At 51.4% G+C, this 16,170-nt stretch carries 11 protein-coding genes and 1 pseudogene; 8 read left to right on the top strand and 4 right to left on the bottom strand.

Annotated features, from left to right (window positions below; all coding sequences use genetic code 11):
* The first annotated feature begins 109 nt into the window (after positions 1–109).
* The 3 genes from CpATCC19410_RS00890 (at position 110) to CpATCC19410_RS00900 (ending at position 6,247) form a co-directional block, all read left to right on the top strand.
* The gene (locus CpATCC19410_RS00890; RefSeq protein ID WP_032802334.1) at positions 110–1,375 is read left to right on the top strand and encodes an aspartate kinase; all 1,266 of its coding nucleotides are present in this window, start codon (positions 110–112) and stop codon (positions 1,373–1,375) included.
* Positions 1,376–1,658: 283 nt separating this feature from the next.
* Complete coding sequence (locus CpATCC19410_RS00895) at positions 1,659–4,961, top strand: DUF5979 domain-containing protein (RefSeq protein ID WP_014400926.1); 3,303 nt, start codon at positions 1,659–1,661, stop codon at positions 4,959–4,961.
* A gap of 254 nt (positions 4,962–5,215) precedes the next feature.
* Positions 5,216–6,247, top strand: coding sequence for an aspartate-semialdehyde dehydrogenase (locus tag CpATCC19410_RS00900; RefSeq protein WP_013241033.1), 1,032 nt, complete (start codon positions 5,216–5,218; stop codon positions 6,245–6,247).
* A gap of 68 nt (positions 6,248–6,315) precedes the next feature.
* Here CpATCC19410_RS00900 and CpATCC19410_RS00905 read toward each other — a convergent pair whose 3' ends face one another.
* Positions 6,316–6,879: an RNA polymerase sigma factor gene (locus CpATCC19410_RS00905; protein ID WP_013241034.1), complete on the bottom strand. Its 564-nt coding sequence runs from the start codon at positions 6,877–6,879 to the stop codon at positions 6,316–6,318.
* A gap of 142 nt (positions 6,880–7,021) precedes the next feature.
* Between CpATCC19410_RS00905 and CpATCC19410_RS00910 the strand changes: the two genes are divergently transcribed.
* The 5 genes from CpATCC19410_RS00910 (at position 7,022) to CpATCC19410_RS00935 (ending at position 12,463) form a co-directional block, all read left to right on the top strand.
* Entirely contained in the window at positions 7,022–8,560 is a 1,539-nt protein-coding gene (locus CpATCC19410_RS00910) for a catalase (protein WP_013241035.1), read from the top strand.
* Positions 8,561–9,227: 667 nt separating this feature from the next.
* Complete coding sequence (locus CpATCC19410_RS00915; protein ID WP_014522323.1) at positions 9,228–9,929, top strand: hypothetical protein; 702 nt, start codon at positions 9,228–9,230, stop codon at positions 9,927–9,929.
* A gap of 217 nt (positions 9,930–10,146) precedes the next feature.
* Entirely contained in the window at positions 10,147–10,881 is a 735-nt protein-coding gene (locus tag CpATCC19410_RS00925; RefSeq protein WP_014522324.1) for a hypothetical protein, read from the top strand.
* Positions 10,882–10,895: 14 nt separating this feature from the next.
* On the top strand, positions 10,896–11,519 hold the full coding sequence (locus CpATCC19410_RS00930; protein WP_014400930.1) for a hypothetical protein: 624 nt from the start codon (positions 10,896–10,898) through the stop codon (positions 11,517–11,519).
* Positions 11,519–12,463 carry a hypothetical protein gene (locus CpATCC19410_RS00935; RefSeq protein WP_014300412.1) on the top strand — a complete coding sequence of 315 codons (945 nt, stop codon included), beginning with the start codon at positions 11,519–11,521 and terminating at the stop codon, positions 12,461–12,463. Before CpATCC19410_RS00930 ends, CpATCC19410_RS00935 begins: the two co-directional genes overlap by 1 nt.
* A gap of 53 nt (positions 12,464–12,516) precedes the next feature.
* On the opposite strand, the gene CpATCC19410_RS00940 is transcribed toward CpATCC19410_RS00935, so the two are convergent.
* The 3 genes and pseudogenes from CpATCC19410_RS00940 to CpATCC19410_RS00950 form a co-directional block, all read right to left on the bottom strand.
* A complete protein-coding gene (locus CpATCC19410_RS00940) occupies positions 12,517–13,569 on the bottom strand; it encodes an ABC transporter ATP-binding protein (RefSeq protein ID WP_013241039.1) in 1,053 nt (350 codons plus the stop codon).
* Positions 13,560–15,114: pseudogene (locus tag CpATCC19410_RS00945) on the bottom strand (ABC transporter permease family protein). Before CpATCC19410_RS00945 ends, CpATCC19410_RS00940 begins: the two are co-directional and overlap by 10 nt.
* Complete coding sequence (locus CpATCC19410_RS00950; RefSeq protein WP_013241041.1) at positions 15,111–16,112, bottom strand: extracellular solute-binding protein; 1,002 nt, start codon at positions 16,110–16,112, stop codon at positions 15,111–15,113. Before CpATCC19410_RS00950 ends, CpATCC19410_RS00945 begins: the two are co-directional and overlap by 4 nt.
* Positions 16,113–16,170 lie beyond the last annotated feature (58 nt).

Genomic DNA, 16,170 nt, shown 5'->3' on the forward strand with positions numbered 1-16,170 from the left:
GGTCTATTTACTGTTGTGCAAAAAATAGACTGTATGATAGTTATTCGCAATCATAAGGTCTTAATCTAGGGGAACATCAGTACAGATGTCTCCGGGAAGGGCGTTGCCCGTGGCACTTGTCGTCCAAAAATATGGCGGTTCTTCGCTGGAAAGCGCGGAAAGAATTCGTCGCGTCGCCGAGCGGATTGTGGCCACTAAAAAGCAAGGCAACGACGTTGTAGTGGTGTGCTCCGCGATGGGGGATACTACCGACGAGCTGCTTGACCTTGCGGCTCAGGTAAACCCGGTGCCGCCCGCGCGTGAGATGGATATGTTGCTTACCGCAGGGGAGCGCATCTCTAACGCACTTGTGGCCATGGCTATCGAGTCATTTGGCGCAAAAGCTCAGTCATTCACAGGCTCGCAAGCGGGTGTAATCACCACAGAACGCCACGGTAATGCCCGTATCGTGGACGTTACTCCGGGGCGAGTACGTGAAGCTCTGAATGAAGGCAAAATTTGTCTTGTTGCGGGCTTCCAGGGCGTAAACCGCGAGTCTAAGGACGTGACCACTTTGGGCCGTGGTGGTTCGGACACCACGGCGGTTGCCCTGGCTGCAGCGCTTAATGCTGACGTATGTGAGATCTATTCAGACGTGGACGGCGTTTATACTGCTGACCCCCGTATTGTTAGCAATGCATGCAAGTTGGATCAGCTCTGCTTTGAGGAGATGCTGGAGCTTGCAGCTAATGGCTCAAAAATTCTTGTTCTGCGCAGCGTAGAGTATGCCCGTGCGTTTGGTGTACCTTTGCGCGTTCGTTCGTCGTATAGCAATGACCCCGGAACTCTCGTTGCCGGATCAATGGAGGATATCCCTGTGGAAGAAGCAGTACTTTCTGGCGTAGCAACTGACAACTCCGAGGCTAAGATCACGGTCCTGGGCATCCCCGATTCTCCAGGGGCTGCCTCTGTGGTATTCCGTGCCCTTGCAGACGCCGAGATCAACATTGATACAGTCCTGCAAAACATCTCTTCCCTGGAAGATAACCGCACGGATATTACTTTCACCTGCCCGCGTGCCGACGGCCCCCACGCCATGGAATTGCTGCACAATTTGCAGTCGAAGAACGACTGGCAGAACGTGCTTTACGACGATCAAATAGGCAAAGTTTCACTCGTCGGCGCCGGTATGAAATCGCACCCAGGCGTTACTGCAGAATTCTGCGAGGCTCTCCGCGACCAGGGGATCAATATTGAATTGATTACTACCTCTGAGATCCGTATCTCTGTGCTGATCCGTGAAACTGATTTGCCCGCTGCTGCACGAGCGCTCCATGAAAAGTTTGAACTTGGTGGAGATGAAGAGGCTCGGGTGTACGCGGGGACGGGGCGTTAATTGAAAAAATAAGAAAATGCTTTGTAAGAGACCCCTTGCGTATGTGGTGCGCAAGGGGTTTTTATGTCCCCATCTTTCCTGCGGGAAGTGGCTTTTCTGTGATGTACATCTCTTTGCAAGCTGGAATTTCTAAGGAAAAAGATAGTAAAAATAAATGTAAAACAATTCTAAGCATTAATAAATCTTGTTATTATTTCTGCTACCCATTGCCTTCAATGGCCGTGAGAAACTGTTGTTCAGTTAGCTACGGGATATTGAAGGACAATATTTTTATGCGATATCAGTGTTGATCACTTGCCTCAATCGTATGAACCCCTCGATCAGGAAAGTCTTTAGGTGTCTGGTGAAAAATAAGGTAGAGAGTAAAAACGTGCAACTCGCGCTGCGTGAGAGATCCTTGATACGCATACTGATCGCTTTGGTGATGGTCGGCGTTGTCTGTGCAGGGCTGATGGTTTCTCCGAGTGTTCCTTCTGCTGATGCGGCGGAATGTAAGGGTGAAATTAGTAATATCCAGTGGAAAGATACTACTCACATCAAAGATGGAGTGTTTGTTGGCTCTTATGGCGATGGAGCAGATATCCAGTTTGATTGGAAAGTAGATCCGGGGGCGAAATCTGGCGATCAATTTACCCTAAAACTTCCAAATGAGCTCATGCGTTTGGGTATTAAAGATCTGACTCTTACAGCGCCTACTGGGGAAGAAGTGGCTAAGGGAACGTGGGATGCGACCACCAAGACCTGGACATTTACTCTTACTGACTATGCAAACACCCACGGTGATATTTCCGGTACTGCGTTTTTTACTGTTCAGTGGGACAGGAGACATACTACTGCGAATACTACGTATCCTCTAAACATTTCAGGGTGCCGGGGAAACGGCATTCTGAATGGAAAGACTCCTGAAGAAGGTATCGGTGGAGTTGGACAGGTATCGGGCAAGGTTGGCGGCTATGATTCCAGAACGGATACCGTACGTTGGAACATATATGTAGGCACTGCCACAGACTCAGATGTTTATAGCCCGGTAGTGATCAAGGATATTGGGAACCCGCAGCTACTAGTTCGGTGTTCCGATGTAAAGGTTAAAGACCGTACCCCTTTCCCTCATACCGCTATCAGGGATACCCCGCTCGACTCCAGTAAATGGACGTGCGAAGAATCAAATGGTGGTGTGATCGTACGGCTAGTTCCTGATCAGCACGGTCGATATTTGATGCGTGGTCAGTCGCTACTGATCGAACTTGAGACAGCCATCACCGACGATACATCTCGGATCATTACAAATAAGGCAACCATTGAAAATGCTCCCGATGGCACCAAAGAAGTAGTGGCTGAGGTGGATCGCGGCGATGCAGGCGGCGTTGGTCAAGGTTTCCAAGGCAATGTCAAGATCGAAAAAGAGGCAGTGGGTGACACTGCTCCTGATAAAAGTCACAAGTTTGAATTTGATTACACGTGTGGCAATACAAAGCAGCCCATCTCGGTTGCTTCAGGTGAAACCTCAAATACCTTCACTCAGAAGTCTTCCTCTACATGCACTATCACGGAAAAGAATGTCCCCGAGGGCGTTAAGGTTAAATTTGAGGTGATCGATGAAGGCACAGGAAAGCCGGCTTACACTGTTCCTACCAACAACGGCATAACGGTGAAGTTCAATAGGAACAGCTCCACCACCCTCAAGATAAAAGCCACAAACACTTACCCTGATAAGCCAAAAGTAAAGAATGGCAAGTTTGTTATCAAGAAGACTACAAACGGCCTTGACGCTGGCGAAAAAGACAAGGTTTTCAAGTTTAATTACACCTGCAAGGCCCCCGGCGCGGACGCAGTTTCTGAGAAAAAAATCGCAGATGTAACTGTTGGGCAGACCTGGGAATCTGGGGAATATCCTGAGGGGACAACGTGTGCAATCGAGGAAGACCTTGAAAGTGCAAAGGTATCCGATTATACCCTAACCTCTGAACAGCCTAAGGGTAATGTCACCATCAAGGCTGATGGTGGGGAAGGCTCCCCGGTAGAATTTGCCGCAACCAACTCTTATAGCAAGGACCTTGGCGGTTTCTCTATTCAGAAAAAGATAGAGGCCGACCCAGAAGCATTGCCACTACTCAAAGACCAAGAATTCGGTTTTAAGTACACCTGTGGTGCGGACAGCGGCGAGTTCAAGCTCAAGAACGGTGAGTCGAAGAAGGTCGAGGGCATTGCTGTTGGTACAAAGTGCACCGTCGAAGAGTCGGATGCCAAGGTGCCCAACGGCTTTACGTGGAGTGGAAAGATTGAGGGAACAAACCTTGATCCGAATGACTTCACAATTGAAAAGGATAAGAGCCTAACCTTTACTGCAGTCAATACTTATCAGCAGAAGCAAGGTGGCTTCACGCTGTCCAAGAACGTGACTGGTGACGCCACCAATTTGGAAGAGCTGCAAGCGAAAACCTACACGTTTAATTACACTTGCACTGCTCCCACGGGTGTCGTCTTCACGGATAAAGTAGAGGTCACCGAGGGAACCCCGAAGTCGATCAACAATATTCCGGCGGGATCTACCTGTAAGGTCACGGAAGTTGCTGCTCCCGCTAAAGACACCGAATGGACTGTAGAGCTAAGCGTCAATGAAAAAGCTGTAGCAGGCGACACCGCGGAGTTTGTGGTTCCTGCGGAAGATGAGCCGTCGGTAAGCATTCTTGCAAAGAACAACTACCGCCAGCACAAGGGAACCTTCACCATTGAAAAGATCGTGAAAGCCTCAGAAGGTATCGTCACACCCAATGAATTTGTATTCAAGTGGCAGTGCGGTGATGCTGAAGGTTCTGAGACCGTCCAGGTTGCCAACGGCAAGGGCAAGGTAAAAATTGATCGTGGGTTCCCAGTAGGAACTAGCTGCTCAGTGGAAGAATTGGATGCCAATGTAAAAGGGGCAACGCTTGCCACCGAGTGGAAGAACCAAAAGTTCACCATCACCCAAGACAATCAAGACGTGATGGTTTCTGCGGAAAACATCTATGCTCATGCAGATAGCAAGGTCAAGATTGTAAAGAAGCTGGATGGCCCCGCTAAGGATAAGGCAAAAGATAAGACCTTTACCTTTGATTACAGCTGTGTTCTTAACAATGAGACTATTAAGGGCACCGTGAACATCACTGGCGAGGGTGAGGCTGAGATTCCCGAGTCGTTCCCAGCTGGCACTAAGTGCACGATTACTGAGAAGGACGCGCATATCCGCGGAACTTCCTGGACTCACCGGATTGCTGATGATGGTCAGATCACCATCAAGAATCCCTCGAATGTGTACGAGGTAACCGCAGTCAATGCGTACTCCAAACCTGATTTCCCGTGGTTCATCCCGCTGGTCCCCATCGTGATCATTCCGATCATTCCGATATTCCCGCACCCGACTCCTGCACCTCAACCTCCGCAGAAGCCGTCGGATCAGCAGCCGGCTCCTAAGACACCTGAGGAAAAACCGCAGAAGGAGAAGAAGGTTCTGGCACGCACTGGTGCTAACGTGTGGATGTTTATTGTTATTGCTGCACTGCTCGTGCTGTTGGGAGTATTCCTCCGTAGGCGCGGTAACAAGCAATAAGGATGTATAACGAGCTTTCTTAAGCTCCCCGTCCTGTCCAAGGAGGCGAAGGGAAACCTTTCGCCTCCTTTTGGCGTTGCTAGCGGCATTATTCCTCGAAAGCAGGGGGTGAGAAGCACTGCACAGTATCGTGGGATAAGGGGTTACAGTGGGGCTGGGGCAAGCCAGATTTTGTGTGTAGGCTCGGTATTTAGTGGTGGGGTGCTGCAAGATAGTATGCAGTACTTTGAGCAATACGGAAGGGAACTTTGACTATGACTACTGTCGCCGTCGTGGGTGCAACGGGCCAGGTTGGCCGGGTAATGCGTTCGATCCTCGAGGAGCGAAAGTTCCCTGCAGATAAGGTGCGTTTTTTCGCCTCTGCGCGTTCTGCTGGAACTACGCTGCAGTTTAACGGTGAGGACATCGAGGTGGAAGACCTCGCAGCTCAGACTGAAGATTCTCTCAAAGGCATTGATGTTGCGCTGTTCTCTGCCGGTGGCAGCACCTCTAAGCAGTACGCTCCCTTGTTTGCGGCCGCCGGTGCCACTGTGGTGGATAACTCTTCCGCATGGCGCAAGGATCCCGATGTGCCGTTGATCGTCTCTGAGGTTAATCCCGAGGATAAAAACAACCTGGTCAAGGGCATTATTGCTAATCCTAACTGCACCACCATGGCAATCATGCCGGTGCTCAAGGCTTTGCACGATGTTGCCTCGGTGACCAAGATGCACGTTGCTTCCTATCAGGCGGTTTCTGGTTCGGGGCTTGCCGGTGTGGAGACGCTGGCCAAGCAGACCGCGGAGATCGGTGATCGTTGCGTGGAATTGGTTCACGATGGTTCCGTGGAGGCACCAGAAGAGCTCGGCCCTTACGTTGCGCCGATTGCGTATAACGCGCTTCCTTTTGCCGGCAACTTGGTTGAAGACGGCTTGAATGAGACGGATGAAGAGCAGAAGCTGCGCAATGAGTCGCGCAAGATCCTTGGACTTCCCGAGCTTAAAGTGGCAGGTACGTGCGTGCGTATCCCAGTGTTCACTGGACACACAATGGTGGTGCATGCGGAATTTGAAAAAGCTATTACGCCTGATCAGGCACGGGCAGTGCTTGCCGACGCCCCCGGCGTAGAAGTAGTAGACGTTCCTACTCCGCTTGCGGCTGCTGGTCGTGATGATTCTTTGGTTGGCCGTATCCGTCAGGATCAAACGGTTGATAACAATAAAGGCCTGGTGTTCGTGGTTTCTGGCGATAACCTGCGTAAAGGCGCAGCGCTGAATGCTATTCAGATCGCGGAGCTGCTTGTGTAAGCAAGGCGTAATTTCTGCAGGCGCGGTACTTCCTCGTATTCAAGGAGGTGCCGCGTTTGTGTATTTATTTAGGCGCTAGCTGCATTGGGGCGCCCGGCTGCTGCGATCACGTCGGCACGCGCGCGAGCTACGCGGGAGCGAATGGTGCCGATGCGGACGTTGGCGATTTTTGCTGCTTCCTCGTAGGAGTAACCGAGCACTTGCGTCAGAATGAGGGCTTCACGACGCTCGGTAGGGAGGGCGTCGATAAGCAAACGGACGTCAATCCAGTCGGACCAGGTGGTTTCGCCATTGGTGGAGAGCACGGCGGGGTCAAGGTCCTCTACTTCTGCGGAGGATTTGCGGGGGCGGGCCATGTCATGACGGATATTGTCTACCCATACGCGGCGTGCGAGTGAGAGTAACCATGTTCTTGCCGATGAGCGTGCCGCAAAGCGGGGTAGGGCGCCCATGACGCGGAGGTAGGTCTCTTGGGTGAGATCGTCGGCGATTTCGCTGCCCCCTAGGTGGGCGAGCAGGCGCCAGACGTCATTTTGGGTCTCTCGGATGAACTCGGTGAGCGCGGTTTTGTCGCCGCGGCCGGCAGCGAGTGCCAGTTGGGTGACGCGATCATCGCGTTCCGAGTTCTTCATAACTAAGGACTTTACCACCTAAACTAAAGTTGTAAGGTGAACCTCTCAATAAAAATCTGTTGCAAGGTTTTAGTTTTCAATGTAAGGTTATTTTTAAGTTAAGACCCACTCCAAAGCCAGCCCTTAAAGGAGGGAATTTTTCATGAACTCACCAGTCGATCCCATTCTCGGCGCCGGAGAGCGCACTGAACCTGTTGCTTACACAACACGCGAAGGTGGCCAGCCGGTTCCTAGCGAGAACATCTCCATCACTGCGGGACCTCAGGGGGCTAATGTTCTCAATGACCTCCACCTGATTGAGAAGCTCGCTCACTTCAACCGCGAGCGCGTCCCAGAGCGCAATCCCCACGCTAAAGGCCACGGCGCCTTTGGTGAGCTGCACATCACTGAGGATGTATCGGCATACACCAAGGCTAAGCTCTTCCAAAAGGGCACTGTCACCCCGATGGCTATCCGATTCTCCACGGTGGCTGGCGAGCAGGGCTCCCCGGATACTTGGCGTGACGTGCACGGATTCGCTCTACGTTTCTGGACCCAGGATGGTAACTATGACATCGTGGGCAACAACACCCCCACCTTCTTCCTGCGCGACGCCATTAAGTTCCCGGATTTCATCCACTCTCAGAAGCGTCTAGGCCGTAATGGGCTCCGGGATGCGGATATGCAGTGGGACTTCTGGACCCGTACTCCTGAGTCTGCGCACCAGGTGACCTACCTCATGGGTGATCGCGGTACCCCTAAGACTTCTCGCCACCAGGATGGCTTTGGTTCTCACACCTTCCAGTGGATCAATGAGGAGGGTAAGCCGGTATGGGTTAAGTATCACTTTAAGTCCCGTCAGGGCTGGGATACCTTTACTGATGCTGAGGCTCAAGAGATGGCTGGTAAGAATGCCGACCATCATCGCGAGGACCTCTACAACGCTATCGCTCACGGCGACTTCCCGATCTGGGATGTCAAGGTTCAGATTATGCCTTTTGAGGATGCGGAAAACTACCGTTGGAACCCCTTTGACCTGACCAAGACGTGGTCGCAGAAGGACTATCCGCTGGTTGATGTCGGTTACTTTGTTCTTAACCGCAACCCAAAGAACTTTTTCACTCAGATTGAGCAGCTGGCGCTCGACCCATCCAACTTGGTGCCAGGTGTAGGCCTGTCGCCTGACCGTATGCTGATGGCTCGCGCGTTTGCTTACGCAGATGCTCAGCGCACGCGCATTGGTGCAAACTATCGTCAGCTGCCAATCAACCAGCCGGTGGTTCCAGTGAACACCTATGAGCATGAAGGGGCAATGGCCTATCAGTTCAACCCGGCGGATGCTCCGGTGTACTCACCAAACCGCTATAGCAAGGGTGCGGGTTATCTTGATGACGGTGAGACTTCCTCTTCGGGAATTACCTATGGTCAGGCAAGTGATCTTTTTGTTAACCCCGATCCTCACGGTACCGATCTCACCCGTGCAGCCTATGTAAAGCATGCTGAGGATGATGACTTTATCCAGGCCGGCATTCTCTACCGTGAAGTTTTTGATGATGGAGAGAAAGAGCGTTTTGTAGATAACGTGACCAACGCTATGGCGGGTATTTCTCCAGAGGTTGAGGAGCGCGTGTACTGGTACTGGACGCAGGTTGACGCGAACCTTGGTGCGGAAATTAAGCGTGTCTTTGCCACCAAGAAGTAACAACTAAGCATTTAAGCTTTACGACGCCTACCCCTTCGAGCTTCCCTGTGAAGTTTGAAGGGGTAGGCGTTTTTTGGTTTGGGAAACGCAAAAATTGGCGCAATCGTGTCAGAAGTGTAAAAATACCCCATTTATTAATATAGCAATAATCTTAAATATTGTTTTACTGGGGAAATTCTTTTAGTAAATGGCTAATTTACCCTATTTTAGGTAGTAAAAATTCAAAACAAGTACAGGGCAAGTCTCATCGTGTTAGCTTCCATTTAAACAAAACTTCTTTATTAGGTGAGGTGCGCATGTTTCGAGCCATCTATCTGCTGCTTTGAGGAATCACGTGCAGCCAAACTCGCTGGTGCGGCCGTCGCACCTCCTGCCCGATGCTGATTGCAAAGTTATTGAAGCGCCCAATGGCAGGGACTATAGATTAGCTATTGGAAAGTAAAGGCAAGTGACGTTTTGGATCTGATAACGAGACGGGATCCGTCCTCGGAGGTTGCAAATCCTCAGGTAAAAAAGGTCGTAATTTTGCAAAAGACCAGAAGAATAGGGTTCTTGAACATTTAGTTGATGGAAGAAGCCTCTTTACCTCCTGCAGCAAAGAAAGCAATTGCTGAGTTTGCATTGCAGCGTGCAAAACAGTGAATTCATAAAATGGGAGCTGGTTATTTTGGAATTTAAAGAAGATATTTTCCCTGAGCATAAGGATAAAATTGGTGGCCTTGTTCAGTTTGTGAATCTTCCATATGAGAGCGCCGTTGAGTATGCATGGGATCAATTAAACGTGAACCAGGGGACGACTCGAAAGTTTCCCTCTAGATATGATTTAACAGTAAAATCGGGAGATTTTGTTAATGCGATTCCGCAAGGTGGAAGGGTATTTATAACTGTAGAGACGGAGAATCCGCGTTGGATAGCGGTTATGGGGGTTAATGAGCTTGCGGACTCTGCGATTGCATTTCTTCCTAGGAACCGCGCTTTTGGAGGACTGATCTTCCCAATTGTCAAAAACTCTGAGGTTGTATCGGTTAGTCAAGCTTCAGATTACAATTCCTGTAGCTTTGATTATTCAAAACTTGATTACCCTTGGGGCGGCTATTTTGGTGAAGGAGATTTTTATATTAATCCAGCCAGGCTCAGTATTTTTTGTGAAAATGTAGAGGGCTGGCATTTTGAAAGGTCATCGAATGATGAGCGCGGGGAAAACGACGTAATATTCGATTTTGAAGAGCCTGAATTTTATAGTTGTCGTTTGAAAAAAGAGCGATTCAATCCAGATATGATGCTTCGTTATTTGGACCGTCTGGATATAAGATTGCGTGATTTGAATTTTTATTCAGGCAGAATGACTATTCTGCAAAGGGCTGACTAATAATGTCAATAGTTGATATGCGGAAAACGCAGCCGTTAGATTCTCAAATCTATTATATAAATATGTCTTTTGATCAGCTCATGGGGTATGTCCGTGAATACATAGACGGCCTTGATGATCAATTTCCAGCGACTTTATTTGAAGTGGGTAGGGGGGACGTGAGAAATGGCTACATCTACAGCGCGGCTGGGAATACGGGAATGTCTTAATCCAGGAAGTGGCCAATCCGGATTGGGTTGCGATTATTGATCCTTACATTGACCATACGATGTCGTATTTCTCGGAGGTTAATCGGCCAAATTACGTCTTGCTGGGAGCCGGTTCAACGATGTATTCCAGTATTGAGAAAATAAGCGATGCTGATGGATTTGGAATGCCTCAAACTTTCTCCGTGATCGCATGCGCAATCTTCCTGAAGGACCCTTTCTTTCCTGCTCATGGAAGATTACGTCCTACTTTTTTGTCGTGCAGCTGGGGGCCGCATGTTGAGGCGGGGTGGCTCTCTGTAGAACAAAGTAGGTTTTATGACGATGTTCGGAGATCCCTGTGGGCATCGAATGAGCTCGGTACGCAGGGGCTCACTAAGTTCGCAGTGAACTTATGGCCTGAAAAAGAAAAAACTTTCGGACGGAAGACATATAACCATCTTGATCTCGATTGGAATGGATGGGGACCCGATCCCACTTTCCGCCCTGATCCTCAGCGTCCGGTGTATGAGTGGTTTAACCATCGTGTTGTTGATGGCTGGGGAAAAAATTTGGGTTTAGAAGTCTTTGACACCAAATTCCATGTAGGTCGGCAGGCAATATTTAAAAAAATGCAGCGTAAAGATAATCCATATATCAATGCACCATTGCTGTATGAAGATTTTCGCCCGTTTGAAGAACGTCAGAAAATGATGGGCTTTAGCCCTGACCATATGCAATGGTTGGTCGAACAGGGATTGTACTGAGAGAACAAGAGAAAATGGCTAAGTGGAATAACGGTTCTATTGGAATTGATGTCTGCGCGGATCAAGAGCTTTTTGTTCCCACCGCAGCATCATTATCCTCTGCTCCCGGGCATGTGACTATTTCAGATTCCGCAGCAGAATCTTTAGAAGATCAGATCGTTGAAGGCGATATGGCTGAGATTGTTGAGGTCATTGACTCTTTTGCGGCTTGCTCGGTAGCGGAGGCTGCGCAATCGTTTGGTTTGCCGGAGTCGGGATACTTTGAAGCAGTTAGGCCGGGTTCTCATGCCAGGTATCCCGCTGCCGAAGAAACAGATAGTGAACTCGCCGATCTTGCGGGGATCTCCGTAGAAATTGGGGGTTTCTCCTGGAGCGCAGTGTTGTTTACTCGGTGGGAAGGCTGCGTAAATGTTGCCCTGCCATGGGAACTTGCTCGGATGCTCTACTTCTGGAACAAGAGGTGGGGGATGGAGTTGGTGGCGCTTTCAGAAGATACTGAAGCCACAATGCTGGTTCACGTGAGTGAGCCGGGAAAAAACCGTGAGGAGATCGTCGCAACGCTCGCAGCTGCGGGCGACGAACTTGTTGTTATTCCGGGGTCACACGGCTCTCTGATATTGAAAGTATGGTGGGACTAGTGGGATTTTTTGGGTTTGGAAAGAAGAAACAGCAGCAGCCGCAGACTCCGGTGATCCGGATGGCGCTTATGGCGCTGGGATACTCCACAGATATTGCCCCCGACGGCAACGGTGGAGAAGTGAACGTGGTGACGCTGGGAGACCTGACGGTTTACTTTTGGAATGATCCCAGCCTGTATCACGCGCAAATCGAATGGCCGTTAACCTTCGGCCAAGAAGACACTATGCATGCGGTGGTGGGCGCACACATGCTGAACGTGAATTCCTCTACCGGTGTCTTCCGCGTAGATACCTCTAAAGGACACACAGCAGTTGTGTGCCGCACGTGGCTACGCGCCGAGGACGGAGCAACGTTTGATCAGTATCTTCGTTTTGTTCAGGCGGCGCTTCAGGACGTGTTGCCCGAGGCTTCAGCACTATATGACGACATGTTTGGGACAAACTTTGAGGTTCCAGAGCCACCTGAGCAGCACCCGCTCTTCGCAGAAATTCCAGCTCACCTAGACACTCCGAAATTTGAGACACCAGAGGTAACAGCGGATCGGATTGCGGCGCTGTACTCGGGGACGGTATCTGAAAATACTGCACATATGACCGTGAAAGGTCGGGAATTTGTCGCAGAGGTTCATACAGCGGAAACCCCAACAGGATCCGCCCGCGTCCTGGAGATCTCCAGCTTTAAAGATCTGCCAGCCAGCGGTCCTAACGATATCGCAGCGCTGATAAACGCAACGGCACAGTTCAACGACTCCATGGACCTCATCTGTGCTGTTCTCGATGAAGAGGGGCAAAAAGTAGCGTCGGAGAATCTGGGGCAGCCTGCAGCGCGGATGGTTATTCGCGCGCGTTGCGACGCCACCGTGGGGCTCTCAGATTCCCAACTCAAAGGCTATGTCGATGAGGCGATGCACACCATCGCAGGCCTGCTCAAAGCCATTAATTAGAACTATCCCTGGTTTAGTGCGCCTCTAAGAAGTAGCAGCTCGCCGGAAGTAGCCTAGGCAGGAAGCACCCACATTTTCTCTAGGTCGCAGTGGATGAGGACTTCGTCGCCAATCGCGGCGAATGCCAGCTCGTTGTCCGGCGAACAGTGCAACACGATGCGTCCCTGTGATGTTTCGATGGCCACCTCGTGGTGGTCGCCCATGTAGATATTGCGGATCACCTGGCCCGTTGCACCCATCAGGTGGCGAGCCTGATGGCCAGTCGGGGTGGCCGTGGCACTCGTGGGATAACCCACCACTACCATCGCATCATCAGAATGTAGATCAGGGTGGGCATCGATCATCAGGTTGGCACCCAAGGCGGTGACCGCAGCGGTGGCAGTGCCAAAGGGGGAGTAGGTGACAGCGCCGGTGGTAGGGACAAAAATCGAGGCACCAAGATGCCGCGCAATATCCAAACAAGCAGGCTGCTCACGCATATCCTGCGGTGAAGCATCTTGGATAATCTCCCCACGGGAGAGGAAAATAATCCGATCGGCGATAGAAAACGCCTCGTTGATGTCATGGGTAACGTAGAACGTGGTACAACCCAAGCGGCGGTGCGTCCGCAAAATCTGGCTCTTGAGTTGCTCGGAAGAGTACGTATCCACGTGAGCCAGAGGTTCGTCGAAAGACATTAATGTTGGTTGTTTAATCAGCGCGCGGGCAAGCGCAACCTTCTGCTGCTGACCAGTGGATAATTGATGCGGGTAGCGCAGCGCAAGATGATCGATACCAAGGCTGAGCATAGCAACGTGCGTCCCAGAATCCCCAGCAAACCGAATATTGTCCTCCACCGTCATGTGTGGGAACAACGAGGGCTGATCCATCATCATGGCAATCGGGCGCTGGTGCGGTGGGAGCCCCGAAAGAGACTCCCCATCCACCTCAACAACCCCCGTGGCGGGAATCAAACCAGCCAACGCACGCAATAATGTGGACTTGCCAGCCCCGGAGCGCCCGAGGATCACAATGAGCTCACCAGGATCGGCATCCAAAGAGACATTGTTTAACAGCTGCGTCCCGCGACTAGTCACACTGAGATTCTGAATATGTACTAACGCCATGGTGTTACCTGTTTCCTAGCGAAGGCACCCAGACCCACGCCATTAATGCTCACAACGATAGCCCCGGCAAGGGACACGATAAAAAGAGACACAGTCATGCTGATGTAGAGCGCTGCGGGGTAGTTGGCGGCGTCGAGAAGCGTAAAAAGGCGCAGCATAAGAAGGGGAGTATCGGGCGAACCGACCCACAACAATGGCATCGCCAGCACCGACGCATTAGAAAAGACCATCAAAAAGCCCAAAATGACCACATTTGTTGAGCGCGGCAACACAATCGACGCCACCGCGCGCAGCGGGCTAACGCCTTGCAATAAGGACACCATATACTCCGAACGCGACATCAATGGCCCAATATAGACCATCAAAAAATACGTCATAGCCAGCGAAGTTGGCAGACACGCCAGTAACACCAGGCTTAACGACGCCCACGGCCCATGCACTCCCGGATGATGCGCAGTAATCCGCAGGCCGCAACCAATCGCAGCTCCCGGCAGCAACGCTAACAACGCAAACACCGCGTCGATACTACGATGGCCCAACCGCCCCCACCGTAGGCCGCATGAACGCCGTGCCCCCAATGCAACCGCCGACAACAACAAGGAACACAGCAGCACTAAAAACGCCAAGCCCACCGTGTTCACCACTGCATTACCCATAGGCGTCTCTGAACCGTGCACAAACCCGCGATAAGCCGCGACCACTACAAATAACCCCGCCACCGCGCCCAATAGACGCAGTACCATTTGTGGTGCACGCACCTGTGCGCCTACGGCATGATGCGGCTGACCCGGGGTATCGATAGTGCGGTGAAGTAACTCAACCAATGCCGGGTTACCGCGCAACAAACGCATATACGTTAGTCCTGCCACAACCACTGCAAGCGCTACCGGTAGGGTGAGCGCCAACGCCGTCCACGCCTGATCGCTCTGGAACCACACTCGCGTTGCCGCCAAGGAGGCCCGCGGCGCCATCACATTCGGGGTGACAGGATCGGACAATGCCGCACTGAAAATAAACGCACCGAGGGCCGGAGCAAACAACACCAAACGCGGTTGGTATACTGTGCGGAACAATGCCCAGCCGTGAAGGCCAGCCACCCGAGCCGCATCAACCTCGCGGGGAGACACAGAACGCAGTGCAGTGCGTTGTCCGAAGTACACCAACGGAGTAAAAGCCATCGTAAAAGTGAACAACAGCGGCATAAGGCCCGAAAAATTGCATTGTGAACAGAGCTGAATGCCGGTGCGGCCCACAATAGTCTTCCAGTCAGCGCCAATAACAAAATGCGGGATAGTGAGCTGGAATAACAAGATGACGTCTAGGAGCACCACGGAGGCGCGAGAAAACTGTGCTGCTGCCAACGCTCCCAACGTGCCAATGCACAGTGCCAATATAAGTTGTGCACAATGCAATGCTGCTGCTTAATGCGATGGAGTGTACTGCTACTACGCCCATATCGGCTGTGCTGAACAGCATGGCATAGGGGATGCCCACGGCAACAGCGGCTATCACCGCTACCGAAAAAATCCACAACCCAGTCCTCATATGCGCCGCTCCGAAAACCAGCTCATCCACTGTTCACGCTCAGAATCGGCAACCGTTGGATCGACTGCAACAATGCCGTGTGAGTCTTTCAAGCGCGTAGAAATATTGTCCGCAACCAAATTGTTTGTAGGAATCTGCGGCAATCCTGCTCTTAGAGCAGAAGTTTGGCCCGACGGCGATAACAACCAATTCATCACCTCATACGCCGCCGACTTAGTATGTCTCTGCACCACTACGCCACCAGAGGCAATCTCAAATGACGTTCCTTCTGCAGGGTAAGATATCTCCATATCCCGTCCCAAACGCGTGGTCTTATTTTGACAATACGGCTCATAAGAAATCGCCACTGCAGCTTCACCGTGCGCTACCACGTCACTAGGCGCATTACCTGATCGTGTAAAACGATCTACATTATCCACAATCCTGGCAATCTGTTCTTGAGACAATCCGGCTGCCTGCATGCTCAGCAACATCGCATATCCAGTTCCAGAGGACACTGGTGACGGCGCCGATACCCAACCGCGTAGCTCAGGGCGCATCACGTCTGCCCACGAACGCGGAACTGGAACCCCTAAGCGGTCCAATGCATCACGATCACTGCACACACTCAACACCGACGCATACACCCCAAACCACCGATTTTGTGGATCTTTAAACTGCGCCGGAATAGCGTCCGCCGCTGGCAAATCCGCTGCCTGCAATAGACCCAACCGGGCAGCCAGGCGATAATTCTCCGAGGGTCCCCCAACCCAGACATCAAATTCATGAGACCCCGTCTGCAGCCGCTTCAATGCTTCCTGGGTGGGCAGACTAACGTAACGAACCTTCAGTCCCAGCTCATGGGCAATATCATGCTTCCACTGCTCACACACTGTTACATCATTCGAGCACATGATAGTCACAGCAGTTTTTGTAGGAAACAAAGTCCGATACACCGTAACCGCTGACACTATCGCCACAACGCAGACAGCAAGCAATCGCAGCCATCTAGATAACACTATGGTTCTCCTTCGCGTCTACGCTCAACGATAACAAAAGCGCTGGGAATGACTCCCC

It is taken from the genome of Corynebacterium pseudotuberculosis (assembly GCF_002155265.1).
Taxonomy (GTDB): Bacteria; Actinomycetota; Actinomycetes; order Mycobacteriales; family Mycobacteriaceae; genus Corynebacterium; species Corynebacterium pseudotuberculosis.